At 61.3% G+C, this 26,218-nt stretch carries 28 protein-coding genes; 19 read left to right on the forward strand and 9 right to left on the reverse strand.

Features of this window, described 5'->3' with window-relative positions; all coding sequences use genetic code 11:
* Nucleotides 1–137 precede the first annotated feature (137 nt).
* From tuf to FGW20_RS04450, 3 genes are read left to right on the forward strand one after another with little or no spacing between them, the layout of a single operon-like run.
* Entirely contained in the window at nt 138–1,415 is a 1,278-nt protein-coding gene (gene tuf / locus FGW20_RS04440) for a translation elongation factor EF-1 subunit alpha (protein ID WP_301676886.1), read from the forward strand.
* Between the two features lie 30 nt (nt 1,416–1,445).
* Nucleotides 1,446–1,754, forward strand: coding sequence for a 30S ribosomal protein S10 (gene rpsJ / locus FGW20_RS04445; RefSeq protein WP_301676887.1), 309 nt, complete (start codon nt 1,446–1,448; stop codon nt 1,752–1,754).
* A gap of 12 nt (nt 1,755–1,766) precedes the next feature.
* Nucleotides 1,767–3,443, forward strand: coding sequence for a flippase activity-associated protein Agl23 (locus FGW20_RS04450; RefSeq protein WP_301676888.1), 1,677 nt, complete (start codon nt 1,767–1,769; stop codon nt 3,441–3,443).
* 1,461 nt (nt 3,444–4,904) lie between these two features.
* On the opposite strand, the gene FGW20_RS04455 is transcribed toward FGW20_RS04450, so the two are convergent.
* Together FGW20_RS04455 and FGW20_RS04460 are read right to left on the reverse strand one after the other, a co-directional pair.
* Nucleotides 4,905–5,999, reverse strand: coding sequence for a hypothetical protein (locus FGW20_RS04455; protein WP_301676889.1), 1,095 nt, complete (start codon nt 5,997–5,999; stop codon nt 4,905–4,907).
* Between the two features lie 10 nt (nt 6,000–6,009).
* A complete protein-coding gene (locus FGW20_RS04460; RefSeq protein ID WP_301676890.1) occupies nt 6,010–7,176 on the reverse strand; it encodes a tubulin/FtsZ family protein in 1,167 nt (388 codons plus the stop codon).
* 113 nt (nt 7,177–7,289) lie between these two features.
* On the opposite strand from FGW20_RS04460, the gene FGW20_RS04465 reads away from it, so the two are divergent.
* The 15 genes from FGW20_RS04465 (at nt 7,290) to FGW20_RS04535 (ending at nt 19,231) form a co-directional block, all read left to right on the forward strand.
* Nucleotides 7,290–8,522, forward strand: coding sequence for an NAD(P)/FAD-dependent oxidoreductase (locus tag FGW20_RS04465; RefSeq protein WP_301676891.1), 1,233 nt, complete (start codon nt 7,290–7,292; stop codon nt 8,520–8,522).
* The gene (locus FGW20_RS04470) at nt 8,515–9,234 is read left to right on the forward strand and encodes a dolichyl-phosphate beta-glucosyltransferase (RefSeq protein ID WP_301676892.1); all 720 of its coding nucleotides are present in this window, start codon (nt 8,515–8,517) and stop codon (nt 9,232–9,234) included. Before FGW20_RS04465 ends, FGW20_RS04470 begins: the two co-directional genes overlap by 8 nt.
* On the forward strand, nt 9,218–10,198 hold the full coding sequence (locus FGW20_RS04475) for a lysylphosphatidylglycerol synthase transmembrane domain-containing protein (protein ID WP_301676893.1): 981 nt from the start codon (nt 9,218–9,220) through the stop codon (nt 10,196–10,198). The genes FGW20_RS04470 and FGW20_RS04475 overlap by 17 nt, the downstream gene beginning before the upstream one ends.
* Entirely contained in the window at nt 10,188–12,188 is a 2,001-nt protein-coding gene (locus tag FGW20_RS04480; RefSeq protein WP_301676895.1) for a DUF2298 domain-containing protein, read from the forward strand. The genes FGW20_RS04475 and FGW20_RS04480 overlap by 11 nt, the downstream gene beginning before the upstream one ends.
* A gap of 181 nt (nt 12,189–12,369) precedes the next feature.
* A complete protein-coding gene (gene rpl7ae, locus FGW20_RS04485) occupies nt 12,370–12,738 on the forward strand; it encodes a 50S ribosomal protein L7Ae (protein ID WP_301676896.1) in 369 nt (122 codons plus the stop codon).
* Between the two features lie 10 nt (nt 12,739–12,748).
* Nucleotides 12,749–12,958 carry a 30S ribosomal protein S28e gene (locus FGW20_RS04490; protein ID WP_011843564.1) on the forward strand — a complete coding sequence of 70 codons (210 nt, stop codon included), beginning with the start codon at nt 12,749–12,751 and terminating at the stop codon, nt 12,956–12,958.
* Between the two features lie 2 nt (nt 12,959–12,960).
* The gene (locus tag FGW20_RS04495; protein ID WP_048113882.1) at nt 12,961–13,152 is read left to right on the forward strand and encodes a 50S ribosomal protein L24e; all 192 of its coding nucleotides are present in this window, start codon (nt 12,961–12,963) and stop codon (nt 13,150–13,152) included.
* Nucleotides 13,153–13,157: 5 nt separating this feature from the next.
* On the forward strand, nt 13,158–13,607 hold the full coding sequence (gene ndk, locus FGW20_RS04500) for a nucleoside-diphosphate kinase (protein WP_301676897.1): 450 nt from the start codon (nt 13,158–13,160) through the stop codon (nt 13,605–13,607).
* Between the two features lie 828 nt (nt 13,608–14,435).
* Nucleotides 14,436–15,089 (forward strand): MarC family protein, encoded by a 654-nt coding sequence (locus FGW20_RS04505; RefSeq protein ID WP_301676898.1) that lies wholly within the window; start codon nt 14,436–14,438, stop codon nt 15,087–15,089.
* Nucleotides 15,086–15,286: a hypothetical protein gene (locus FGW20_RS04510; protein WP_301676899.1), complete on the forward strand. Its 201-nt coding sequence runs from the start codon at nt 15,086–15,088 to the stop codon at nt 15,284–15,286. The genes FGW20_RS04505 and FGW20_RS04510 overlap by 4 nt, the downstream gene beginning before the upstream one ends.
* Before the next feature lie 2 nt (nt 15,287–15,288).
* Nucleotides 15,289–16,086, forward strand: a complete 798-nt coding sequence (locus FGW20_RS04515; protein WP_301676900.1) for a nitrilase-related carbon-nitrogen hydrolase — start codon at nt 15,289–15,291, stop codon at nt 16,084–16,086.
* A gap of 9 nt (nt 16,087–16,095) precedes the next feature.
* Nucleotides 16,096–16,839, forward strand: coding sequence for a metal-dependent hydrolase (locus FGW20_RS04520; RefSeq protein ID WP_301676901.1), 744 nt, complete (start codon nt 16,096–16,098; stop codon nt 16,837–16,839).
* A 60-nt stretch (nt 16,840–16,899) separates the two neighbouring features.
* Nucleotides 16,900–18,105 (forward strand): threonine synthase, encoded by a 1,206-nt coding sequence (gene thrC / locus FGW20_RS04525; RefSeq protein WP_301676902.1) that lies wholly within the window; start codon nt 16,900–16,902, stop codon nt 18,103–18,105.
* Nucleotides 18,045–18,659 carry a DUF5803 family protein gene (locus tag FGW20_RS04530; RefSeq protein WP_301676903.1) on the forward strand — a complete coding sequence of 205 codons (615 nt, stop codon included), beginning with the start codon at nt 18,045–18,047 and terminating at the stop codon, nt 18,657–18,659. The genes thrC and FGW20_RS04530 overlap by 61 nt, the downstream gene beginning before the upstream one ends.
* Nucleotides 18,656–19,231: a LysE family translocator gene (locus FGW20_RS04535; RefSeq protein ID WP_301676904.1), complete on the forward strand. Its 576-nt coding sequence runs from the start codon at nt 18,656–18,658 to the stop codon at nt 19,229–19,231. The genes FGW20_RS04530 and FGW20_RS04535 overlap by 4 nt, the downstream gene beginning before the upstream one ends.
* Here the strand turns inward: FGW20_RS04535 and FGW20_RS04540 are convergent.
* From FGW20_RS04540 to FGW20_RS04570, 7 genes are all read right to left on the reverse strand, one after another.
* Entirely contained in the window at nt 19,206–20,114 is a 909-nt protein-coding gene (locus tag FGW20_RS04540; RefSeq protein WP_301676905.1) for a thiamine pyrophosphate-dependent enzyme, read from the reverse strand. The two genes, FGW20_RS04535 and FGW20_RS04540, sit on opposite strands and share 26 nt — an antisense overlap.
* Nucleotides 20,115–21,269 carry a transketolase C-terminal domain-containing protein gene (locus FGW20_RS04545; protein ID WP_301676906.1) on the reverse strand — a complete coding sequence of 385 codons (1,155 nt, stop codon included), beginning with the start codon at nt 21,267–21,269 and terminating at the stop codon, nt 20,115–20,117.
* Nucleotides 21,269–21,529, reverse strand: a complete 261-nt coding sequence (locus tag FGW20_RS04550; protein WP_301676907.1) for a 4Fe-4S binding protein — start codon at nt 21,527–21,529, stop codon at nt 21,269–21,271. The genes FGW20_RS04545 and FGW20_RS04550 overlap by 1 nt, the downstream gene beginning before the upstream one ends.
* Nucleotides 21,529–22,074: a pyruvate ferredoxin oxidoreductase subunit gamma gene (locus FGW20_RS04555; RefSeq protein ID WP_301676908.1), complete on the reverse strand. Its 546-nt coding sequence runs from the start codon at nt 22,072–22,074 to the stop codon at nt 21,529–21,531. The genes FGW20_RS04550 and FGW20_RS04555 overlap by 1 nt, the downstream gene beginning before the upstream one ends.
* Nucleotides 22,075–22,236: 162 nt before the next feature.
* A complete protein-coding gene (gene hxlB, locus FGW20_RS04560) occupies nt 22,237–22,854 on the reverse strand; it encodes a 6-phospho-3-hexuloisomerase (RefSeq protein ID WP_301676909.1) in 618 nt (205 codons plus the stop codon).
* 99 nt (nt 22,855–22,953) lie between these two features.
* Nucleotides 22,954–23,826 (reverse strand): methanogenesis marker 12 protein, encoded by an 873-nt coding sequence (locus tag FGW20_RS04565; protein ID WP_301676910.1) that lies wholly within the window; start codon nt 23,824–23,826, stop codon nt 22,954–22,956.
* A gap of 67 nt (nt 23,827–23,893) precedes the next feature.
* Complete coding sequence (locus FGW20_RS04570) at nt 23,894–24,769, reverse strand: DUF368 domain-containing protein (RefSeq protein ID WP_301676911.1); 876 nt, start codon at nt 24,767–24,769, stop codon at nt 23,894–23,896.
* A 309-nt stretch (nt 24,770–25,078) separates the two neighbouring features.
* On the opposite strand from FGW20_RS04570, the gene FGW20_RS04575 reads away from it, so the two are divergent.
* Nucleotides 25,079–26,008, forward strand: a complete 930-nt coding sequence (locus FGW20_RS04575) for an NAD-dependent epimerase/dehydratase family protein (RefSeq protein ID WP_301676912.1) — start codon at nt 25,079–25,081, stop codon at nt 26,006–26,008.
* Nucleotides 26,009–26,218 lie beyond the last annotated feature (210 nt).

Below are 26,218 nucleotides of genomic sequence, written 5' to 3' on the forward strand. Positions count from 1 at the left end.
GATTGCCGGCGGTTTTTGAGGCATGCGCGCTATCGACGCGCATAGAAATGCTTTATATGGTAGACGTCATATGTATAAGATACTCGCATAAGCAGGCTGTTCGAGCTGACAGGCCTATTGAGTGGAGGATACAATCTATGGCAGTTGAAAAGCCCCACATGAATTTAGCAGTTATCGGACACATCGACCACGGGAAGTCTACCACCGTCGGTCGGTTGCTCTTTGAGACTGGAACCGTACCGCCCCACATCATCGAGTCGTTCAGGAAGGAGGCTGAATCCAAGGGTAAGGGCTCGTTCGAGTTCGCCTGGGTCATGGACAGCCTCAAGGAAGAACGTGAGCGTGGTATTACCATCGATATCGCCCACAAGCGGTTCGACACGGACAAGTACTACTTCACCGTCGTGGACTGCCCTGGCCACCGTGACTTCGTCAAGAACATGATCACGGGCGCATCCCAGGCAGACGCCGCACTGCTGGTCGTCGCCGCACCCGACGGCGTGATGGAGCAGACCAAGGAGCACGTCTTCCTCTCCCGTACGCTCGGCATCAACCAGCTGATCATCGGCATCAACAAGATGGACGCCGCCAAGTACGACGAGAAGCGCTACAACGAGGTCAAGGAGCAACTCTCCCAGCTCCTCAAGGTGGTCGGCTACAAGCCCGACGACATCAGTTTCATCCCGATGAGCGCATTCGTCGGCGACAACGTCGCGAAGCCCAGCGAGAACACTCCCTGGTACAAGGGCCCGACGGTGCTCGACGCACTCAACGCGCTCAGCGAACCCGAGAAACCCACGAACCTGCCCATGCGTCTCCCCATCCAGGACGTCTACACCATCTCCGGTATCGGAACCGTGCCCGTCGGCCGCGTCGAGACCGGCGTCATGAAGAAGGGAATGAAGGTCAGCTTCATGCCCGCGAACAAGGAAGGTGAGGTCAAGTCCATCGAGATGCACCACGAGGAGATCCCGCAGGCACTCCCCGGCGACAACGTCGGGTTCAACGTCCGTGGTATCGGCAAAGGCGACATCCGCCGTGGCGATGTCTGTGGTGCCGCCGACGTGCCGCCGACCGTTGCAGAGGAGTTCATCGCACAGGTCGTCGTGCTCCACCACCCCAGCGCTCTGACCGTCGGGTACACCCCGGTCTTCCACTGCCACACCGCCCAGATCGCATGCTCCTTCGTCGAGCTCATGAAGAAACTCGACCCCCGGACCGGCCAGGTCAAGGAAGAGAACCCCACGTTCCTCAAGACCGGCGATGCCGCAATCGTCAAGGTCAGGCCCACCCAGCCGATGGTCATCGAGAAAGTCAAGGAGATCCCGCAGCTCGGCAGGTTCGCTGTCCGCGATATGGGATCCACCATTGCAGCAGGCGTGTGCATGGACATCACGCCCAAGCAGATGAGATAAGAGGGTACCTATAATTTTTTGGTGGTTAATATGCAGAAGGCCAGAATACGTCTTTCCGGAACCGACTTCGAAAAAATCGAGACGGTTTGCGACCGAATCAAAGAAATAGCAGAGCGTACCGGCGTCAATCTGGCAGGACCGATCCCGCTGCCCACGAAGAAACTCGTGGTCCCCACCAGGAAGAGCCCTGACGGCGAAGGTACCGCAACCTGGGATCGGTGGCAGATGCGGGTGCACAAGAGGCTCATCGACATTGATGCCGACGAGCGTGCGTTGCGCCAGTTGATGCGCATTCAGGTTCCAAAAGACATCGGCATTGAGATTGTGCTGGAGAGTTGAGGTGAGTGCGGCGTGAAGGCCGCCGTGTTCGCGGCAGGATTCCGTGAACGACTGCTCTCATTTGAGGGGCTTTTTCTCCTCATATTTCTGGCCACAATTGCCCTCCGTTTTTACTCGCTCGACGTAAAGTTATTTCACCACGACGAGGCTATTCACGCGTGGTTTGCCTATCGACTCCTGACTGAGGGGACCTACAGCTACGACCCCATGTACCACGGGCCGTTCCTCTACTACGTGACGGCCGGAATCTTCTCGCTTCTTGGAGACTCCGATCTGGTGGGCCGGCTCTTCCCGGCGCTGCTCGGCACCCTGCTCGTCCCGCTCCTCTACCCGATCTACAGGCTCGGCTATCTCGATAAGAAGCAGACCGTTGTCGCGGCGCTCTTCCTCGCCGTATCGCCGAACATGGTCTACTTTTCACGGTTCCTCAGGAACGACGTCTTCATCATCTTCTTTACGATGGTGCTCCTCGTCGCTCTCCTCTACTACTTCGAGCGGCACAAGGTGCAGTACGCGCTCATCGCCGGGGCGGCGATCGGGTTCGGGATGTCCACGAAGGAGAACATGCCGATCGTCGTCCTGATCTTCGGGGCGTATCTCCTCTACCTGGTCTGGACCAGGAAGGTTCGGCTCCCGAAACGCTGGATCCGGGATCTGGCGCTCGGGGCTTTCGTCGCGGTCGGGATCATGGCGGTCTTCTACTCGTCGTTCGGCGCCCACCCCGAGGTGCTCATGGACGGGTGGCTCCGGGCTATCGAGCACTGGACCTCGATGCACCAGGCCCAGCGTCTCGGGGGGCCGCCGTACTTCTACATCCTGCTCTTCCTCCTCTATGAGGCGCCGATCCTGATCCTCGCCGGGGTCGGGGTCCTGCAGTTCGTCGATATCCCCGGCATCGTCTCCCGCTGGAGGGAGCGACGGGCGGGGCACACGAGGAGCCCCGGCGAAGAAGAAGAGGCAGAGGTAGAGACTGAGGCGAGCCGGGAGACTGAACTCCCACCCGTCGAGCAGAGACCGGGCTTCAAAGACCGGCTCCGCGAGATCCTCTCAGGCACCGGGGAACTCCGGCCGATTGACCGGCAGAAGGAGTTCGCGAGGTTCGCCATCTTCTGGATGATTCTCTCGCTTGCGGCCTACGCCTACATCGGCGAGAAGGTGCCGTGGCTGATCCTCCACCAGCTCCTGCCCATGATCTTCGTCGCGGTCTATATGATGACCACAAAGAAGGCGGTCATCGCCGTCGTGGCAAGCATTTTCCTGATCGTCATGACGTTCCATGTGGCGTTCACCCCGGCGGATATCAACGAGCCCATCGTGCAGGTGCAGAACTCCGAAGACCTGCGGGAGGTCTTCGCGAAGATCGATGCCGCAGATAAGGTGGCGGTCGCGACAGACTCCTACTGGCCGTTGCCCTGGTACTACCGGGGCGACCGCGCCTCAAAACTCGCGTACTACAGCCAGAAGGTGAGCGAGCCGACGATATACGGAGGGGACTTCGACGTCGTGATCACCCACGACGCCGATACCTACCCGACTCTTGACGGCTACGTGAAGGAGACCTACCGGCTGAACTACTGGTTCTCGTACGATGAGAACAAGGACAGGCTGCTTGAGTATTACTTCCTGCGGGACGGGAAGGTAGGGAGCAGGAATCTCGAGGTCTTCTCGAGAGGTCCCACGACTGCCTGAGACCGCGAGGGCGCCGGGAGTCCGGGAGGCTGTAACCGGCATCACCAACAGTGCAAGCCCCCATCACCAGATGTGTGTCCCACCCTGCTGATGCCCTCCACTCTTCTTCGCGGTTCGCGTGAGATTTCGTTAATGCTTCCACCGTCAACTCATGCGAAGAACGACGCTCCTGGGAGCGGAGTTCGAGCACCGTAGGTGCGAGGTGCGACTGTCAGAACGACAGGAGTTAGAGAAGGCCGAAGGCCTTCGCTGTGTAACAAACAGAGTAGTCAAAATGGGAGAAATATCACGGTGCAGTGGACTGTGGGGATATCGCCACGCGGGGAGGGGCTGACGGGGAGTGCGATGTTCCGGCAGGAACGGAGCTCGACCACCGTCAGGTGGGGAGGGGGGCGTGCCCCCCTCCCCTGTCTCCAACTCATACCATTGATGCTCACAAGTTGTCTCAAAACGCTGTTACCGGGAGGGGACACCCCCTCCCGGACCCTCCCCCGGGTGGCGATATCCAACGGAAACCGTTTCACCCTCCTGGCTCAGGATGAGGCTCGGATGACAGATACCTGAGACGTAAGGGCTCCGATAAGGGTATGCCGAAGGTTCGGAGATCTTTTTGGGATGACCTCTCAAACTCACTGTGTTAACACTCCTCGTCAACCCCCACCCCACCCGGCCTCCTCCCCCGCCCCCCTTGGGGCGGGGGCCGTCATGGCGATATGCGACTGGCCGAAGGGTGCGATGGGCTGAAGGGCCGGAGCTGGAGAAACCCGAAGGGTTTCGGGTCAGGAGCACGAGCACCGTAGGTGCGCAGTCCCCTCGGAATCCGTGTCTGGAATGCAATCAATGACTCTCCTGAGAGGTTTTCAACAAGCCCCAAGTTTCTCAAGTTCCTGCCTTCATACCTGACGGTGCTCACCCGGCCTGTCGCCGGGACGACTTTTTTTCGTGGACATCTCCGCATGCAGCGGACCATGGTGGCTATCGCCATGGGGGGGGCGGGGCTTGACGGGGAGTGCGATGTTCCGATAGGAACGGAGCATGAGCACCAATAGGTGCGAGGGGGTCTCCCCCTCCCCTGTCTCGCGCGAAGAACCGCATATCTCAGGCACCACCCCGCCCGCGCTTCGCGCTCCTCCCCCTTCCTGCGGGCGGGGGCAGTCATGGCGATACCCGGTGGAAAGCCGTACCCCGGAGTGCGGCCATCTGGAACAAACAGGGGGGTTCGACAAAGCCGCCGAAATTCTTCGAATTTCGAGCGGAGACCAGGGAGATGTGACCGGAGGGAGCTCGAAAAGACCTTCGGTTTTCGAATGGCTGCCCCCTCCGGCAGAGGCGTTTGGGGACGGCACCCCCGGCAACAAATCAGACGCGCACCGGAAGTCAACTCGAATGTACAGTCATCGGCCAAAAGAGCCTGGCGAAAAAATAGGGAAGCAGGAAGTGCGAAGAAGGGGGAGGGACGGGTTATCCGAGTTCGTCCCAGCCGGTCTTCTTCCGGTATATCACGACACCGGCGACAATAAGAACGATGACGACTCCGACACCGATGTAGAGGAGAAGGTCACCTCCAAGGTTGAACCCCTCGCCGATCTTCTCCTTGAGCGCATTCGCATCACCCAGAGCCTCGTTCGCCTTACTCAGGCCATCAGACGCCTTCGAGCGCGCCAGCGGATAGTTCTCGCCATTCAGGTTATCCTGTGCCTGCGAGTAGAACTGGACAGCGCTCTCGCGCTTGGTCATGATGGCGACCACCTGCGGGTCGGAGCTCATGGAGCGATCCTCGATGAAGTAGTTAATCATCCCGTCGAGAGACTCAATTGCCGCACCGGTGTCTGCGACCGCTTTCTCGGCCCATGCCTTATCGAGGAGGGCAATCCCCTCATCGATATCTTTCTTGGCGGTAGCGATGTAACTCGCCGCCTGTGATGGGCCTGCCGACGCGGCGCTGGTGAGCGCCTGGCTCGCGGCGTTGTACTCGGTCTGGACGGCAGCGACGTCCACGCCCTCTGCAGCCTTCTCATCTATATCGGCCTTCAGGTCTTTGAGACGCTGCTGCTGGGCGGCGAGGGAACCCGCGGCCTGGGCCGCGCTCACGACGTCGCGGGTCATAAGGTATTCATCCTCCACAGTCTTGTCCCTGAAATGCTCAATCTTGACGACCTCCAACTTCCCGGTTGAAGTTGTGGGCACGGTACCGCGCAGCTGTACTTCGAGCTGGACTTCACCACTGTAACCCACATCGAACTCTAACAGGGTCTGGTAGGGACCTCCTCTTGTGGGGATTTCAATATCAGGATAGTTTTCACGCCGGATTTTGAAATCCCAGGCAGGTCTCTCCAGCCCGGTACTGAACTCGAATTTTTCATCATCCATGTAGCCACTGCCTGTGGTGAGCATCTTATAAGAGAACACATAGTGCGCGTTCACGCTCTGACCGGGTTCGAGAATCTCGCTATCGGGTTGTATCCCTTCGTTGGTGACCTCAAATGCCGATGCCGCCTGCACGACACAGACCAGTGCCAGCAGGAGAACGAGCCATCTGCTGATGTTTGTCTTCATAACGCCCTCCTCACTCAAACAGCGGCTCTATGCCGTCATCGAACATAGTCGAACGCTTCTCCTTCGATTTCAGGACATCTTCCTTCGTGGCCTTCGCAATCTCGAGAAGTTCCGTGATCCGGGGAGCGTTGCCGACTGTCGCAAGAACCACCACCGCAGCGACATAGTCGCTCTGCACCGGGTAGTCCCCACCACGCACCTCGACACCGGCGATGTTCTCCTCCACCCAGCTCTTCGACTTCTCCACACCCTTCCGGTCCATCTCCTCCGACGGGCCCGCGAGAAGAACGAGGCCCCGCTCGGCAGTAGAGTAATCGCACGGCAGGGTGAGGCGCCCGAGCATGGCACGCCTGACAAGGGCAATGATCTTCGCCGACTTGTCCTCCCCGGTCAGGACCTCCTCGGTCCTCTCCTTCTTGCGCACCAGGCCGGAGAAGATCCCCTGGCTCTGCTTCGTACGGGGGCTGATCTTCTCGCTGATGGCGTATCCGACGGTACTGATGCCGCCACCCCGGAGAGTGTTGATGACCTCGCTCGAGTCCACCACCATCTCGCCGACACCCCCCTTGCCGACTTCGCCTGCACGGAAGAGCACCGCGAAGCGGCGGACGATCTCGTCATTCAGCCGGTTATACGCATCCTTGACGCTTTCCCCTTCATTCTTCCAGGCACTGTTATCGAAGATGAAGGTATTATCCGCCTCGTTCACCAGGGTGCTCAGGGAACGCGCTGCGTTGTACGAATAGAGCCGCCCCTCTTCGGGGGCAGGCAGGATGCCGATCGCATAGACCGGTTCCCGGTAGATGCGCTTTAAGTGGCGGGCGAGTACCGGCGAGCCCCCTGAGCCGGTTCCGCCACCGAGGCCGGCGATGATGACAAAGGCATCGATATCGTGTGTACCACGCGAATCGACGGCGTTGATGATGGCATCAATCTCATCGGCGGTTACCCGCGCACCGGTCACGTTGTCGGTTCCGACACCATGGCCTTTCACCACGGTCTGGCCAATCAGGAGCCGGTCTTTAAGTTCGATGTTCTTCAGTCCCATCAGGTCGGTACGCGCCGTGTTTACCGCGATTCCCCTGAAACTCTGGGTCTGCATTCGTTTGTCCTGTTCGATGAACATATCGACAATTTTGCCCCCAGCCTGACCGAATCCTATGAAGAAGACCCTCATTCAGCTTCACACCCTCATATTGACTAATTAATTATATCCACGCTTATGTATAAAGACCATACATACATTATAACCCAAAAGTGTTCTTATAATTTTCAGACGAAGGGTGAGTAATGAAGATCTGCGTTGTGGGGGGAGGTCTGTCCGGTCTGGTCTCGGCACTTGAACTCACCGGGACACACCAGGTAGATCTCTTCGAGCGAAGGCCCGTTCCGGGCGGCTGCCTCGGATCGTACCGGATCGGCGATTACTGGATCGAGGAGTACTACCACCATTGCTTTGCCGGGGATACCGCTCTGCTCGAACTCTTCGACACGCTACAGGTGTCGGATCGGCTGGAATGGCTTCAAGGATCCACCGGCTACTACGTCGACGGAGCCATCCACCCGCTCACCACCCCGACCGAGATCCTGCGTTACCCCCATCTCACGCTCATGGAAAAGGCCCGTCTCGGCCTGCTGACCCTCCGCTCCCGCCGGTTCGACGTCTCGGCGCTAGATGGGATCACGGCAAGGGACTTTATCCTCGATAACCTCGGTTCCGGGATTTACTCCTCGTTCTTCGAACCGCTCTTAAAGAGCAAGTTCGGAGACCGCGCAGGTGAGGTTTCCGCAGCCTGGCTCATATCCCGCATCGCCATCAGATCTGACCGGGGTGCCGGGGGCGAGCGCCTGGGGTACCTGAAAGGGGGTTTCCGGCACTTTGTCGCGCGGCTCGAAGAAGAGGCGGCGCGACGAGGCGCCTCGATCATGCCTGACACTCCCGTCGAGGAGATCCAGCGGGAGGGGACCGGCTGGGTAGTCAACGGGAGACCGTATGATGCCGTCGTATCGACGCTCCCTCCGCAGGTGACCGCAGACCTTGCCGGTCTCGATATCGCCCGGATACCCTATCAGGGCGCTGCCTGCATGACCCTTGCACTCAACCGGGACGTGACCAATGGCATATACTGGCTGAATATGAAGGATGCGGCCCCTTACGGTGCGGTGGTCTCACACACCAACTTCGCTCCGCTCGAGTGGTACGGCGAGCATATCGTCTACCTTGCATCCTACTTCACCGGCCGGCTGCCGGAGGGATTCGAGCAGTCGATGCTTGCCGACTTCTGCCGGCGGTTCTCCGTCGGCAGAGACGAGATCCACTGGCATCGGCTCGCGGTCGACCCGTATGCCGGCCCGGTCTACACGACGGGGCTCCGCAACCGGTTGCCCGACTACGAAGAGCACGGACTCTTCCTCGCCGGGATGTTCAGTCCCCCGAATTACCCGGAGCGGAGCATGAACGGTTCGGTCGTCGCCGGGCAGGAAGTGGCGAAGAGGGTTCTCGCGAGGTATCCTGATGCGTGAGGTCGAGGTGAGCGCCGTCCTTCCGGTCTACAACGATCTTGCGGCTCTTAAGACCGCCATACCGCGATCGCTCGAGACACTCGAGGCGATCGCTCCGGGGAGGTTCGAACTGATCGTCGCCGAGGACGGGAGCACCGACGGGAGCACCGAGTTCGTCAGGGAGTACGAGGCCGGAGATCCCCGGGTTCGCCTGCTCCATTCCGACGAGCGGCTCGGGCGGGGACGGGCACTCAACCGCGCATTTACCCAGGCGTTGGGGTCTATTGTCTGCTACTACGACGTGGATCTTGCCACCGACATGAGGCACCTCCCCGAACTGGTCGAGGCCATCCGCGACGGCAACGACATTGCAACGGGCTCTCGCCTCCTTCCCGAGAGCGTCATCGTACGGAGCGGCGGGCGGGAGATCGCGAGCCGCGGTTATAACACGCTTGTCAGGACGATCCTCGGAAGTTCACTCTGCGATCACCAGTGCGGGTTCAAGGCATTCCGGCGTGACCGCCTGCTCTCGCTGATCCCGTCGGTGACCGCAGATCACTGGTTCTGGGACACCGAGGTGCTGGTTCGGGCACAGAAGAACGATTACCGGATACGGGAGTTCCCCGTGCAATGGCGGCAGGGAGAAGGGACAACGGTACGGGGAACAGACGTAGTTGAGATGGGATCGGCGATTCTTCGCCTCTGGTGGCGGATTCATGTGGAAAAAAGTTAGCGCGGTCGTCATCCCCACCCTGATCGCGGTCGGAATCGTCGCCTACATGATCTACCGCGTATGGGACGACCTCCTGCTGACGCTCGAACATGCGGTGCTGCCCTTCCTCTTTGCCGCCGTTGGGATCTGCATCACCGCCTGGATCCTCCGGGGGTACCGGTACCGGTTCATCCTGCAGGGGCTCGACGTCAGAAAAAGTCTCTGGTTCTCAACCGCCTGCATCTTCATCTCCCAGACGGCGAACCTCATCGTTCCCGCGCGCCTCGGTGATTTCGTGCGGATGCTCATCTTAAAGCACGAAGATGACGCCACCTACTCGCAGGGATTCTCCTCCCTGGTCGTCGAGCGTGTCTTCGATATCCTGATGATCGCGGTACTCGGTGCCGTCGCGCTCCCGTTCGTCCTCGCGGTCCTCGACGTCCCCGACTGGTTCATCACGGTCATCATTGTCCCCCTCGCCGCAGGGGCCGTCTTCTTCGCCGTGCTGCTCTGGTCGGGCAGGATGGAATCAGGAAACCGGATCGTCGCCGCCATCCAGCGAATGCTCGATGAAGTGAAGCGAGCCTCACTCAACCCCCAGGCCCTCGGTGTGCTCAGCGGGTCATCACTCCTGATCTGGCTCGTCGACGTGCTGGTCTGCTATGCGGTCGTCCTGATGTTTCAGGCGCCGGTTCCCTTCGGCATCGTCGTCCTCGCGATCGTCATCGGTAACCTCGTCAAGGCTGTTCCAATCACCCCGGGCGGGGTGGGAACCTACGAACTCGCGCTCGCTCTGACGTTCGGGCTCGCGGGGACCCCGGCGGCCACTGCAACGTTGATAGCGGTCATCGACCACCTGATCAAGAATCTCGTCACGCTCGTCGGGGGCGTCGGGTCGATCTACTACTTCGGCGACTGGTCGATGAACCTCTTAAAGAAAGCATTCAACAGGGAGATCGAGAAGGAGGATACGTTTGGCGGTTGAGTTCATCGTTCCCGTCCTGCTCTGGCTTGCGGTCGTCAAAATGCTCCATCTCGCCGTCTGGCCGGCGCTCAACCGCACCCTCGGCGACCTCTCGGCAGCCGCAGCATACCCGGCATCGGCCCTCCTCTTCACGCTCGGCACGTGGTACCTGGGACTGACGGGACTCCCGATCGTGCTCGGTCTTCTGCCGTTTGTGGTCGCGATCGCGTATGCAGGGTCACGCCGGTTCTTCACGAAAGAACGGCTACGGTCCGCGCTCACCTGGGACCTCGCCTTCCTGCTCCCCTTCCTCTTCATGCTCGAGGTGCGCTGGATCAACCCGAGCATCTCCTACGCCGAGAAGTTCATGGACCACGCGATCCTCGCCTCGATCATGCGGGTGCCCACCGTCCCGCCGCTCGATCCCTGGTACGCGGGGGGAACGCTGGACGTCTACTACTACCTCGGCTACTGGATGAACGGGGCGCTCGGGCTTGTATCCGGCGTGCCTTCGACGATCGCCTTCAACCTCGCACTCCCGACGGTGCTCGGTCTTGCCGTCGTCTCACTCTACGCCCTCGGGCACCTTCTCCTCGACCGTTACCGGTGGCTCCCGGTGGTTGCACTCTTCCTTCCGAACCCCTCTGCCATCTACCACATCCTGATCGGGGATGCCTGGTTCGACGTCCTCTGGGGAAGCACCCGGACGATCGAGAACACCATCAATGAATATCCCATCTTCTCGATGCTCTGGGGCGACGTGCACCCGCACGTCATGAGTTTCTTCAACCAGGGGTTCCTGCTTTTTCTTCTGGTCTTTGCTTACATGCGGTGGGGGACCATCTCCATGCGGGGGCGGGCGCTCCTCTGCGGGCTCGCCGCCCTCTCCCTCGGGTCGATGCCCGGGTTCAACTCCTGGGACGTGCTGGTCTATGCCCCGGTCACGCTGGCCTTCGGCTTCCTGATATGGTGGCGCTACGGGAACCTTCGGCCGGACAGCCTGAAATCCTGGATGGTGCTTGCAGCGGTGCCGCCGCTCGCGATCGCGACCTACCTCCCGTTCTACCTGCAACTCAACAGCCCCGGCGTGGAAGGGATCGGGATCGTCCCCATTCCCTCCGAACCGGTGGAGTTCCTGCTGGTTCACGGATTCTTCCTCGCGGTGCTGGTCGCGTACTGCGTCCCGGATATCCGGAGGCGCCCCTACCTCCTGCTCGCCGCGGTGCCGTTCATGCTCGCTGGCTACCCGGCAGCGGCCATCGCCGCCGTCCCGCTGGTCTACCTTCTCGCCCGCCGCCGCTTTACGGCAGTCGAAACGCTTGCCATGCTCGGCCTTGTGATCATCCTCGTTACCGAACTCATCTACCTCGTGGACAACATGGGAGAGGTCTACTTCCGGATGAACACGGTCTTCAAGTTCTACCTCCCCGCGTGGTTCCTGATGGGGACGGCGAGCCTCGCCATCGTCGGGGAGTGGCTCCAGGGCGCCGGCATCGACCGACACATCTCTACCCGGATGGAGAAGGCGCTCCCGGCACTGGCCGCCGTGCTGCTCCTCGTCGCACCGTTCGCGATCAACGTCGACTTCGGCTACGGGAGCCACACCCTCGACGGGGCGGCATACCTCGAAGGCTCGCACCCCGGAGATGCAGCGGCGATCGCGTTCCTCCGGACCCTCCCCGGCGACCACGTCGTCGTCGAGGCTGAGGGCGGCGACTACACCTACTACTCACGGGTCTCGTCGTTCACCGGGATCCCGGCCATCATCGGGATGCCCTTCCATGAGTACATGTGGCGGGGCGACGAAGGCCGCATCACCGAACGGAGCGCCGATGTACGGACGATATACGAGCAGCCCGCGCGGACTGTCGACCTTGCGCGGGCGTACAACGCCACCCTGCTGTACGTGGGTGCGGCGGAGCGCGAGCGCTACGCCGTCTCGATCCCGACGGAAACCCTGGAACTCATCTATGATGCGCAGGGAGTCCAGATCTACCGGATCCCCGCATAAACTGTCTGCGGCCACGCCCATGCGGACAGGCGCGAAAACAGCGGACTCCTACCCCAAAAAAGTGGTCGAATGACAAACCTTTATCAATCCTCTTATTGACATAATAGAGCGCATTCGATCAGCTACGCTACTGATGAATGATGACGGAGCAGCAGAGAACTGCTCCTGAAAGAGGTGAGTTATGGCAAAGGCATATGTAAAATTCGAGATTCCGGAAGAGATCCAGAATAAGGCCCTTGAAGCCCTTGAGATTGCGAGAGATACCGGCAAGGTGAAGAAGGGGTCCAACGAGGCAACAAAAGCAGTTGAGCGCAACATTGCCCAGCTGGTTCTCATTGGTTCGGACGTTGAGCCAGAAGAAATTGTGATGCATCTGCCGCCGCTCTGCGAGGAGAAGCAGATCCCGTTCGTTTACATCACGAAGCAGAACGATATCGGCTCCGCAAGCGGCCTCGAGGTTGGCTCGGCAGCTGCCGCGATCGTCAAGTCCGGTAAGGCGAAGGACCTTGTCGAAGATATCGCGAAGCAGATTGCTGCACTGAGAGAGTGAGGGATAAATTATGGCAAACGACGGAACGCCTGCAGAAGTTATCGAGATCATCGGCATGACCGGGATGCATGGCGAAGCCCAGCAGGTGAAGTGCCGGGTTCTCGACGGCCCGAACAAGGGGCGGATCATCACCCGCAACACGGTAGGCCCGATCAGGGAGGGAGACATCCTTTCGCTGCTCGAGACCGAACGTGAGGCCAAGAAGCTCTCGAGGCGATAACCATGGTCGACAAGTACGTCTGCAATTTCTGTGGAGAGGTTCTGGAGCCCGGCACCGGCAAGATGTTCGTCAAGAAGGACGGAACCATCCTCTACTTCTGCAGCACCAAGTGCCAGAACAATTACAGGCTCGGCCGGGTGCCGCGCCGTGTCGAGTGGACCGCGATGGGACGCAAGGCCCGCGGCAAAGAGTGATCGGCATGGACCGCACCTTCGTGATGGTCAAACCCGACGGTGTCCAGCGCGGACTCGTCGGGGAGATCGTCTCCCGGTTCGAGGCGAAGGGCCTCAAACTCGTCGGGGCGAAACTCGAACTCCTCCCCGAGGAGCGGGTCGTCGAGCAGTACCGTGAGCATCTGGAGAAGCCCTTCTTCCCGGGCCTGAAGTCTTACATCATGAGCGGACCCTGCTTCCTGATGGCCTGGGAGGGCAAGGGTGTCGTCGCGATCGTCCGCAAGATGGTCGGCGCCACCAACCCCGCGGAGGCCGAGCCGGGTTCAATTCGCGGCGATTTCGCGCTCGATATCGGGCGGAACGTGATCCACGCATCCGACTCCCCCGAGAGCGCCGCTCGCGAACTCGGCATCCACTTCGCGCCGGGCGAACTGGTCGATTACTCCCGTATCGACGAGCCCGTTCTCTACGAGTGAACGGCGAAACCGCTGGATTCCGGCGGGATACCGTTTCTTTTTCCTGGAGATTGTGTTGCGTAGCGGTGCGTGGGGATTTTTCGCCCGGGATGAAAAGGTGTAGGCCGGACCTTTGCTTGCACAGCGCCGGGCTGCTGGATTTTGTGTACGGCACAAAGGGATTTGCACCGATAATCACTATATAGGGAAGAGTTTCGGGGTGAGTTGCGACAAAGTGGTCAATGCGAGGAAAGACCCCGTGCAGTGGACCGTGAGGATATCGCCACGCACTGCCCCCGCCCCTTGGGGCGGGGAACAACTGCTGGAACAGCAGGAGTTTGAGCACCGCAGGTGCGAGTTGCGACGGGCCACGGGGCCGGAGCATGAGCACCGAAGGTGCAGAGGGGGAGGCCGAAGGCCGGGCGGGGTGGGGGTTTTACAGGTATGGTTTTAGGAGGGAAGACAGGGGAGGGGGCGGGACCCCCTCCCCGTCAGCCCCTCCCCAGCCACGATATCCACTGGAAAGCCGTGTACGGTTTGATGTCTCGAAGAGAATTATCAAGTGCGAACGGCAGGGGTCCAGTAACCCTGCCCTAGGAAGACAAAAACCGGGCTTATACTCACCATCTCGAAAACGGAAACACCCCCAACGTAACAGGAAACCCCGACCACCCCCCACACCGCAAACCTTCCAGACCACGAAAAGCCCCCGCACGGGAATAAGCCTGCACTTCCGGGCCCCATCATCGGAAACATTCTTCACAAAAAAAGATTTCCGGAGCAACGGATCGGCCGTCCCCCCCAAAACCACAAGCGCTAATATCGAACCTACCGCATACCTGATCACGAATGGCTGATCTCCTGAGTTTTGCGCTGCTGACGTTCTCTTCGATCCTCATCGTAGTGAACCCGCTTGCAGCCACCCTGATCTTCGTCTCCCTCACCGGCACGATGGAACAGGCAGCAAAGCTCAGGGTCGCACGCGACGCAAGCCGGTTCGCCCTGGTCATCCTGCTCCTCTTCACCTTCGCAGGAGGCTGGATCCTGCAGCTCTTCGGCATCTCTATCGAGGCCTTCCGCATCGCCGGCGGTCTCCTCCTCTTCGGCATAGGCATGGACATGGTCTATGCAAAGACCTCCCGGACGAAGATGACCGCTACCGAGAAGTACGAAGGGCAGGACGCGGATGAAATCGCCGTCATGCCACTCGCCATCCCGATGATCGCGGGGCCCGGCGCCATCACCTCAGCAATCGTGCTGATGAACGAGGCAATGGGCATGAGCGTCGCCGCAATCGCCATCGTGCCGCTCGCTGCCGTTGTGGCCATCGGGATCACCTACGCCATGATGCAGCGCTCCGACGTTATTGTCCGGCGCATCGGCCAACGAGAGTACCGCGCCGTCAACCGGCTGATGGGGATGCTTCTCATCGCGATTGCGGTCCAGTTCATCCTCATCGGCATCAGAACCGCCTTCCCCATACTCACCGGAGGAATTGCATGACACCCGACCTTACGCTTCCTGGAGCCGCCCTGGTCAGCACCTGCATCATCGCAGGCGGGATCCTGATCGCGGCGCAGATATTCGCTGTAGAAGTCCCGTTCGCCCCGTACGTCATGGTGGCGCTCGCCGCCCTCGTCGTCCTCGGCGCCGCCATGCTCGTTCTCTCCTGCAGGGGCCGGGACGTAATCCCATCCTGACGATGACGAAGATAGCGCTTGCCCAGGTTGCCGGCGGCGGTAAGAGGCCGGCCGAGAGGCTCGAGGCGGCCGGCCGGATGGCCGCGGATGCTGCAGCGGCGGGAGCATCGCTCATCTGTTTTCCCGAGCAGTTCGTGACCGGATGGTCACCCAAGATCCCGCCGGGCTCCGGCGAATCCCTGGACGGCCCGCTCACTGTCGCGTTTGCGCGGATTGCACAGGATAACGGTATCGCGGTCGCAGGCTCGATCGTCGAAGCGGGAGAGGGGCATCTCCCAAAAAACACCGCCGTGGTGCTCGATGGAGACGGGAAACTCCTCGCAACCTACGCGAAGATCCACCTCTTCTCCCCCGAGGGAGAGGACCGATACTACACCGCAGGCGACCGGATCGCCACGTTCACCGTCGACAAAACGAAGTTCGGGATCGCCGTCTGCTACGACCTGCGGTTCCCGGAACTCTTCCGGATCTACGCCGTAGCCGGCGTGGAGTGCATGCTGGTCCCGGCGGCATGGCCCTGCTCCCGGCTCTCCCACTGGGAGACCCTGCTCCCCGCACGCGCTCTTGAGAACCGGTGCTACGTGGCCGGGATCAACACGGCCGGCCGACCGGGCGCGCCCTGTTGCGGGGGGTCGCTCGCTGCCGATCCGGACGGCGCCGTCATCGGCCGATGCGGGGCCGGAGAAGAGGCCCTCACCGTCGAGGTCGATCCAGCGGCGGTTCATGATGCCCGATCCGCGCTCCCTTCACTTTCAGACCGCAGAAGTGACCTTTATCACAGTCTCCTCTCCAAACTGTAGAGATTTCCCATGCGGGGTGACCAGCACGTATCGCTCAGTCTCGCCACAGCAGCACTCCTTATCGCTCCCTGGGCCACCACAATCGACCCGGCCGCGATCGCCGTGCTTCTCTTCGGCGTTTTCGTCGGATCGCTTGCCCCGGACGCTGACGCCGTCGATGCGGCGATATTCAACGGCAGAATTGCCGGCGCGAAAGGGAAGAGAGGACAGGTCGTAAACGGTTTTGCCGTGTTGCTTCCGATCTTCGGCTATACCATCAGGTATCTCATCTATTACCCGCTCTCTCTCGTCTTCATGCTGATCCTCCGGAAGAGTTACCGGCACAGGCACCGCGGGCTGCTCCACTCGTTCTCAGGTGTCGGGCTGACAACCCTCGCCCTCTCCGGTTACCTGGCTCTCATCCTCACCTGGCTCGGGAGTTCCCTCGCGCTTCTTCCGGCTTTCGGGTGCGCATTCTTTGCAGGGTGCATCCTCCACCTCGTGGAGGACACCTGCACCCCGGCCGGGGTTGCCTGGCTCTACCCCTTCTCCCGGCGGCGAGTGGCCGGCCGTGTCCGGACCCAGGGAGCCTTTGAGGTGCGCCCTGCAGCCTTCGGCATCGTGCTTGTCATAGCAGCGGCCGGGATGTTCATCGCGCCGTTCGTGACTGCCATCCCGGTCAAAGAACTCGGATCTCTCGCGCTCGTCGCCGCTCCCGTCCTCTGGCTGGTCTTCATGCTCGTCTCTCGCGTCCGGCCCGAGCGGCGGCGGTAAACCGGACTTCCCTGGAGCCCATAGCATATCTATACGTATCCGCGCGATCAACGATTCTCTATGTACCGTCTCGTCTGCGTTCATTGTGGTGCAACCTACTCACCGGACCAGATCATCTATACGTGCAACCGCTGTGGACATCTGCTGACCGTCGAATACGACCTTGACGGCATCAACGTCTCACGCGACGAATGGAACCGGCGCCCCCTCTCCGTCTGGCGCTACCGCGAACTCCTCCCGGTTCGGGGCGAGCCGGTCTCACTCCAGGAAGGAGGAACCCCGCTCTACCACCTGAAAAAAATCGGCAAAGAACTGGGTCTCTCCGAACTCTACGCAAAACACGAGGGGATGAACCCGACCGGTTCGTTCAAGGACCGCGGGATGACCGTGGGCGTCAGCATGGCCTGCGAACTCGGGATGAAGAGTGTCGCCTGTGCCAGCACCGGGAACACCTCCGCAAGCCTCGCTGCCTACGCGGCGAAGGGCGGCGTCCCCTGCGTCGTCCTCCTGCCCGCGGGAAAGGTCGCTCTCGGGAAGGTCGCCCAGGCGCTGATGCACGGTGCCCGGGTCATCTCCATCCGCGGCAATTTCGATCGGGCGCTCGAGATGGTACACGAGCTCTGTATCAGCCACGGCCTCTACCTCTTGAACTCGGTCAACCCCTACCGGCTTGAGGGGCAGAAGACGATCGGGTTCGAGGCGATCGACCAGCTCGGCGGCGAGGTGCCCGACAGGATAGTCCTCCCGGTAGGAAACGCAGGCAACATCTCCGCGGTCTACAAAGGGCTCCGCGAACTCGAAACCCTCGGGTTCATCGACCGGCTGCCGATGATGACCGGCATCCAGGCTGCCGGTTCTCAGCCGGTGGTGAAGGCGATAGAGCAGAACCTCGAGGTGCTGGTTCCGGAGTCCGCACCCGAGACCGTTGCGACCGCGATACGGATCGGCGCCCCGGTGAACGCGGAGAAGGCACTCGTCGCCATCCGCGCGACGGGCGGGACGGCGGCATCCGTGACCGACGAGGAGATCCTTGCCATGCAGCGCGACCTTGCAAGAAAAGAAGGAATCGGGGTCGAACCCGCCTCGGCGGCCTCGGTAGCCGGAATACGGAAACTTGCCGAAAACGGCCTGATCGATAAGGATGAACGGATCGTCTGCGTGGTGACCGGCCACCTCTTGAAAGATCCCGAAACAGTGGTGCGACAATGCGAGCCCCCCATCGAGATCGACGCGGATCTGTCCTCGCTGCTCTCTGCCTTGCGCTGATCCTGATCGGTGCTCCGGCGGCGGCACAGGAGGCTGTCGTCCAGGTGCTCCCCGGGGGCACTGCCTACGAGGCCACGATCCAGGTCACGGGGAGCGAGCACACCTTCTGGACACCAGGGATGCTGGGGGAGCGGGTTCCACTTCAGGTCGAGGAACTCGAGGTGTTCGATTCTGCGGGCCCTATCGAGTACCAGGACGCGGGAAGAGGCGTCATCACCTTCCCGGAGGGAAACTACACGATCACCTACCGGGCCCCCGTGAGAGATAACCACCTTGTCGCGGCCTTCGATACGCCGTACTCCGTAACCGTCGCTCTTCCCGAGGGAGTCGACGTCAAAAACCCGCTCATCGGCATGATCAGCCCCGGTGGGGTGATCTCTACCGGGGCGAACGGGACCACGGAGGTCGCCTGGGACCAGATACGTGTCGTGGAGACACGCTTCTACACACCCGAACGCGAGATCCTGCTCACCACCTTCGGCACCATATGGATCGCGGTCGCGCTCGTCCTGATCCTTCCCCTCCTCATCTCGCGAAGGAAGGGGGGCGAATGATCGACGTCGTCGCGGCATCGTTCCTGATCGGGTTCTCCGGGGCCGCCTCCCCCGGGCCCATGACCGCCTCGGTCCTCGGCCTCGGGTCGCGGCAGCCCGGCCGGTTCGTTGCGGGGCTTGTCGCGGGGCACGGCATCCCTGAAGCCGCCATGGTCGCGGCCATAGCCTTCGGTGTGCGCGACATCCCCCATATCGATCTCATTGCTCTTCTCGGCTCAGGTATTCTGATCGCGTTCGGCATTGTGCAGTTCCTCCATGCGGGAGAAAGTGTCATCGTGAAGGAAGAAACCCGGGCACCGGTTGCCCTCGGGCTGGCCTGCACGCTCGGCAACCCCTACTGGTGGGTCTGGTGGCTCACGTTCGGCGTCGGGTTTCTCGCGCTCCACCCAGCGTTCGTAGAGTTCTACGTCGGGCATATCGGCGCGGATATCGTCTGGCTGGGCCTCCTTGCCTTTGCGGTCTCACGGGGAGCGAATGTTCTCGGCCATCATTACAAAAAAGTGGTGCAGGCGAGCGGACTCGCCATGGTTCTCTTCGGGCTATACTTTACTCTGACGATTCTTTCGCCTTGATATCGATCCCGAACCGCTCGGCGTTTGCGTCGGCGATCCCCTGGATCTGCGTGATCACGTCGTCCCGGCGGGCGGGCTTGAAGAGGTGCCGGAAACGCTTCTGCTTTGCGAGGTACTCCTCGACCGGCTTCCGACTCACCTTCTTCGCCTTCTCGACCCGGCCGTCGACCATCTCGTAGTTCACCCAGAGACCGGTCTCGATGGCAAGTTTGGCCATGTTGAGCGTTTCGCCGGCCTCAAAGCCCCATCCCGTGCAGCAGGGGGTGTGCACCTGGATGTAGCAGGGGCCGGGGGTGTTGATTGCCCGCTCGACCTTCTTTATGAAGTCGTTCGGGTAGGCGATCGAGGCGGTTGCGACGTAGGGCGCACCGTGAGCCGCGAGGATCGCGGGCATATCCTTCTTCGGACGCGGATTGCCGAGCGAGCACGCCCCGGCCGGGCTCGTCGTGGTGCTCGCGCCGTAGGGCGTCGCGCCCGACCGCTGGATGCCCGTGTTCATGTAGGCCTCGTTGTCGTAGCAGATGTAGGTGATGTCGTGGCCGCGCTCGAAGGCGCCGCTGATGCAGAGCACCCCGATATCGAGCGTGGACCCGTCGCCCCCGATACAGACGACCTTCTCCGTTCGCCCCTGCCTCTTCAGCGACGCTTCGATGCCGGAGGCAACCGCCGCGGGGTTCTCGAAGAGCGAGTGGATCCAGGGAACGCCCCAGGCCGTCTCAGGATAGGGTGTGGAGAAGACCTCCATGCACCCCGTCGCGGCGGCGATGATGACGTTCTTTCCGGTCGCCTTGAGGAGGAGCCGGGCCGCAAGCGCCGGGCCGCACCCGCCGCACGCCCGGTGCCCGGCCGAGAAGAGTTCGCATCCTCCCTCTACTTCAGCCATTCAGAGCACCTCCGTCCGTAGTCCATAGAACATATCTCCTTCTCCCTTCTCGGCGAGGTCGACGACCGCGGCGATATCCCGCTTTCTCACGTCGCGCCCGCCGAGGGCAATGATGTAGTCGTATACGGATATGCCGGAGCCATAGAGCGCCGCTTTCACCTCGGTGCCGACAGCCCCGCCGTTGCCGAGCGAGATGTTCTTGTCGAGCACCGCGACCGTCGAGACATCTTTGAGCGCATCCGCGATCTCCTGAGCGGGGAATGGTCGGAACACCCGGATGTTCAAGAGCCCAACCTTCCGTCCGTGCTCGCGCATCTCGTCGACGGCGTCCTTTGCGGTGCCGCAGATGGAGCCCATGGCGACAAGCGCGGTATCGGCGTCCTCGAGCCGGTAGCCCTCGACAAGCGCGGAGTAGTCCCTGTCGAACTGTTCGCCGAACTCACGCCCGGCCTTGATAAACGCTTGCTTGGCACGCTCCATCGCCCGGTCGACCTCATAGCGGAACTCCATGTAGTACTCGGGCGTCGCGTACATCCCGAAACTCAACGGGTTTGCGGCGTCCAGCCGCTGGTACGGGTTGAAAGCGGGCAGGTAGGCGTCCACCTCCTCCTGAGTGGGGAGGGCGACCGGCTCATAGGTGTGCGTGAGGATGAACCCGTCGAAGCAGACGAACGCCGGGAGGAGGATGTCGTGATCCTCACAGACTTTGTAGGCGATCATGTGGAGATCGGCGGCTTCCTGGTTGTCCTCCGCGTAGAACTGCAGCCACCCAGAGTCGCGCAACGATATCGAGTCCTGCTGGTCGTTCCAGATCGAGAGCGGCGCGCCGAGAGAACGGTTCGCGATCGTCATCACGATCGGCTGGCGCATCCCCGCCACGTTGAAGCAGACCTCGAACATCAGGGCAAGCCCCTGGGACGTCGTTGCCGAATAGACCCGGGAACCCGCCGCACTCGCACCGAGGCAGGCGGAAAGGGCCGAGAACTCGCTCTCGACCGTGATGTACTCGGCATCGATCTCGCAGTTCGCCACCATCTGGGCAAGGTCTTCGACGATGTGCGTCTGTGGCGTGATAGGGTAGGCTGAGATCACCTGCGGGCGGCAACGTTTCACAATCTCGGCTACCGCATGGGATCCTTCCATAAACTCCAGCATTATTTCTCCTCCTTCTCCATCGTGATGCCTTTCTTCGGGCAGATCTCCACGCAGATCCCGCAGCCCTTGCAGTAGTCAAGGTCGGGCTCGAACGTGCCTTCCTCCGTCTCGCGGACGCACCCTTCCGGACATACCAGGGCACACATGCCGCACTTCGTGCAGTTCTCGGGATCAAAGACCGGTTTGAAGACCCGCCAGCCGCCCGTCTTGTTATCAAGCGCCTTCCCGGGAGGCGCAACACACCCGACCCGCAGCGCCATTATGCGGCACCCCCGATCTGGTTGTAGGCGCGTTCCGCGGCCCTGACGTTCTTATCGGCCATGCTCCCGGAGAACCGGCGCCGCAGCGCGTGCTCAAGCGGCTCAAGTCCAATCTCTCCGGTGGCTGCGGCAAACGCGCCCATCAGGGTTGTATTGGTGATGGGCACACCGAGTTCTTCGAGCGCGATAGTGGTCGCATCGATGGTATAGACCTTGACGCCCTCCGGAACACCGGAATCAAAGTCGGACTTCTCGGTGTTGACGATGGCGATCCCGCCTGCTTTCATACCGTTGAAGACGTCGACATCCCCAATCAGGGTCGGGTCCTGCACGATGATGTAATCGGGTTCATAGATCTGGCTGCGCAGCCGTACCTTCTCGTCGCTGAACCGGACAAACGCCTGAACCGGGGCACCTCGGCGTTCCACACCGAAAGCCGGGAATGCCTGGGAAAAGACACCGCCCTCAAAAGCCGCGTAAGCAATGAGTTCGGCGGCGGTCACGGAACCCTGACCACCCCTGCCGTGAATGCGTAACTCTCTCAAACAAAAACCCCCTTTAAATCTTAATGATTAATAATATAAATACCCGGCACTCATAGGGCGCGCCGGAGCCGTGAACAGGCCGGAACATCCGTTGCCCCGCAGAGGACATAATTATTGCCGGTGCCGGGAGAGGTGGAGCGGAGGCGCGGAGGCTGTCGCCTTTCACTGGACGTTTGCAAGGCGGCTTTTGAGTTCCTCAGCGGTGCAGTGCCGCACTTCCATAAGGGCGGAGACGATCGCGTCCGAAAAGACCAGTGCCGCGGTCTCGAAGAGTGTCCCGAGAGGGGCGAACGACCCGGAGACCGACCGGTACTGTCCGGTGAGCTGGCGAATCTCAAAGTCACTTGGGATATCCGCATCCTTGAGCCGGTTGTTCCCGATCTCGACGATGCAATCGGCCATACGGCCGATGTGCGAGTCGGGCGTCGAGGTGATGAGACAGATCTTCCCCCCGATCTCCCGGGCGGTCTCGCACGCGTCCACGACCGATCGGGTCTCCCCCGAGCCCGAGAACGCGACGAGAACGTCTTCCGGGCCGAACGCGGGCGTGATCGTCTCGCCGATGACGTAACTCTCGAACCCGAGATGCATCAGCCGCTGGGCAAACGCCCGCGCGACAAGGCCGGAGCGTCCGGCTCCAGCAAGATAGATCCGCTTTGCGTTGAGAATCTCTTCGAGAAACCGGCCGGCATTCTCCAGATCTATCGTGCGCGCCACCTCTTCAAGACGCGACGTCATCAGGAGCATGAGATCGGCGATACTGGGGCATTCCTGCTGCATGGTTCCGGCCTCTCCTCAATTAAACCACTATACTACCCGGCACCACTTAAAAGAATATGAAACCGGAGGGGCGCTTCCCGCCGGTCTGCCCGGGCCGGGCTACCGCTCAACCGCGAGCCCGAGGATATGGGTTGCTCCCGAGAAGACGTCGCGGGCGATCCGGGCGAGCCCCCGGGCCGCGCACCACTCGTCGTAGACGGTGACGCCGCGGGAGAGGAGTTCCTCCACCCGCGGCGCGATAGCGGGGGCCATGGTGCCGGCGAGGGCGACGTTCGCACCGGGGTTGAGGAGAAGCATCGAGGCGCACTCCATCGCGGCAAACATGGCCATCGTCTCCACCCGCAGATCGGGGGGGGTCGTGTAGTTCACGCCCGCATGGAGAAACGCGTCGTTCGCCGTGGATTCGCCCCGGTCGATCCGGCGGATGGCGTCCACATCGAGAGCGCCGTGCCGGGTTCCGGGCGCGAAGACACAGGCATCGAACGCGCCGGTTATCCGGCCTCCAGTCACGAGGAGGGTGACGGTGTTCGAACTTGCGTCGCAGACCACGACATCACCGCCGAGGTCATGCGCGACCTCATACAGGATCCCGATCTTCTCGGGGCTCGCCTGGTGGGAGTAGGCTTTGAACCGGGGATCGGTCGGGGATCCGCGGTGCAGCCCGGGGATGACAAACGCAGGAAGGCCGCTCTCCCTGATCGCATCGTAGACCCGGGTGCCGCCGCCGATGTGCTTGCCGGCGCCCTCCCGTGAGATGACGCCGCGGTTTTCGACGTTCCTGATACTGGTTACGGCCGAGATGCCGTCACCCATCGAGTAGCAGACAGCAATGCCCTCGATCTCGTCGAGCGGAGCGATGCAAGCAAGATCAGCGACCGAGAAGCTTCTCGCCTCTTCCCGGGAGATCTTGAATTCCGCATCGCCGCTTGAGAAACGCATCGCGGTGGTACCGTGGTCGATGCCGATGAACATAATATATCCCGTTGCACCCAGAATAGGAAGTAAGTTTTCGGATCGCCACCTGTAAAAAGACTGAAAATCAGGCTGAAACGGCTTGATGGCGCCTCTTCATGTACTCCACCGCGCCGACAGCGGCGAGACCGACAAGGAAGAACATCCAGCCGCCGGTGAACATATCTCCGGCCGCAGCTCCCTTCTCCCAGAGCATCCTGGCCGAACCGAGCATCAGGCCGGTGAGCAGAGCGAGCATCGCCCCGTGGTAGGTCGCGAGGAGATATTTGAGGGCTTTCGTGAAGAGGAGGAGCCCCGCGACACCGCCCGCGATGTAGGCGAGAATCTCGGGGAGCGAGATGGCCCGGAGCGCCGCAAGCATGAACTCGTACTGGTTGAGGACGAGGGTGATGTAAGCGCCCGATATCCCGGGGAGGATCATGGCACAGAGCGCCGCCATCCCGGTGAGGAAGAGAACCGGCAGGGAATGGCCGGCGTCGAAGTTCCCGAGGCCCCCGAGGAGGTAGCCGGCGCCGGTCCCGACGACGAGGAAGGCAACAGTGGTCACGTTGTGCGAGCGGATCTCAAGGAATATGGCTACTGCGGAGGCGATGATGAGGCCGAGGAAGAAGGAGTAGGTCGCCACCGTATAGTTGTCGAGGAGGGAGAGGACCACGCGGGACATCAGGAGGAAAGCGGTGCCGATCCCGGCAAAGAGGACGACGAGGAACGGGATGTCGATCTTCTCGAGATCCTTTTGGAGAGAGGCGAAGTCGCCCCTCGCGAGGTGTTTTACCGAGGCAGGGTCGATGCTGCCGATGGCCCCGACCAGCCGCTCGTAGATCCCGGTGATGAGGGCGATCGTCCCTCCCGAGACGCCGGGAACGATATCGCAGGCTCCCATCGCAAGGCCGCGGAGATAAATTCCTGCGTGTTCCCGTATACCGTCCGGGCGGAGGTTCATCGTCCGGCTCCGTTCGGGCTATCGACGAACACGAAAACTCGGCTCTGCAGGGTGATGGCGGCGGGAAATCGGCCGGATCTGCAACAGGTGCGTACCTCTCTCAATCGGACAACTCCTTGTGATTCATCATATATCGGAGGCAATCATGAAAAATATGCCCCGAACGAGGGTATCGGATCGTGGAGTGAACCGGATACGGGCATTAACCTTTCCCCGTGTCGGACTCCCCCGCTCCCGCCGGATGAAGGGGGCTTTTCCCCGCTCTACCCATAAGTAAATCCTATAGCGTGAGAGGAAGATTACTCTATGATGTTCTGTATCGTAACGGGTGGTGCCGGTTTCATCGGTTCGCACATCGTCGACGCCCTGGCGGCAGGGGGAGACGACGTGCTGGTCATCGACGACTGCAGTGCGGGCACCGAGAGGAACCTTGCCCACCACACGGCGGGCGGGCGGGTCGCCTTCGTCAGGCAGAACCTGCTCGACGACGGGTGGCAGGAGCGATTTTCCGGCGCAGACCGGGTCTATCATCTCGCCGCAGACCCCGACGTCCGGCAGAGCGCCGTGACCCCGGACTCCCAGATCAGGAACAATATCGTCGCGACGCACCGGGTGCTCGAGGCGATGCGGGCGCACGGCGTGCCGGAACTGGTCTTCACCTCGACCTCGACCGTCTACGGCGATGCCGCCGTCATTCCCACGCCGGAGACCTATACGCCGCTTCAGCCGATATCGGTCTACGGCGCGACGAAACTTGCCTGCGAGGCGCTCATATCGTCCTACTGCCACTCGTTCGGGATGACGTCCTGGGTCTACCGGTTCGCAAACATCATCGGTGAGCGGAGCGGGCACGGCGTCATCTCCGACTTCATCCGCAAGCTCCGCGAGAACCCGCAGGAACTCGAGATCCTCGGCGACGGTAGGCAGACGAAGTCCTACCTGGAGGTCGGGGAGTGCGTCCGCGCCGTGCAGTTCGGGATCGAGCACTCGAGCGACCCCGTGAACACCTTCAACATCGGCTCCGAGGACTGGATCGACGTCGTCACGATCGCCGACATCGTTGCGGAGGAGATGAGTCTCTCCGGCGTTCGCTACCGGTTCACCGGCGGAGCGCGCGGCTGGGTTGGCGACGTGCCCAGGATGCAGCTCTCGGTCGAGAAACTCAAGGATCTTGGCTGGCGGTGCGCCACCACATCGGAAGAGAGCGTCCGGACAGCGGTCCGCGCCATGCTCGGATAAGGACGCACATCCAGGGAATTGCAGCCGGGTCGGTGTTTCGGGCGCTGTTGGACCACTGCACTTAAAATTTCACGCAACGTCGCCTCACGCGAAGAACGCGAAGCCGCGAAGTCCGTGGGATTGTTACGCCCTCCTTTCGCGTCCTTCGCACCTAACGGTGCTCTTGCTCCGTTCCAACGGAACGTCGCACTTCGCGGCTTCGCGTGAGAT

It is taken from the genome of Methanoculleus methanifontis (genome assembly GCF_030464365.1).
Classification (GTDB): domain Archaea; phylum Halobacteriota; class Methanomicrobia; order Methanomicrobiales; family Methanoculleaceae; genus Methanoculleus; species Methanoculleus methanifontis.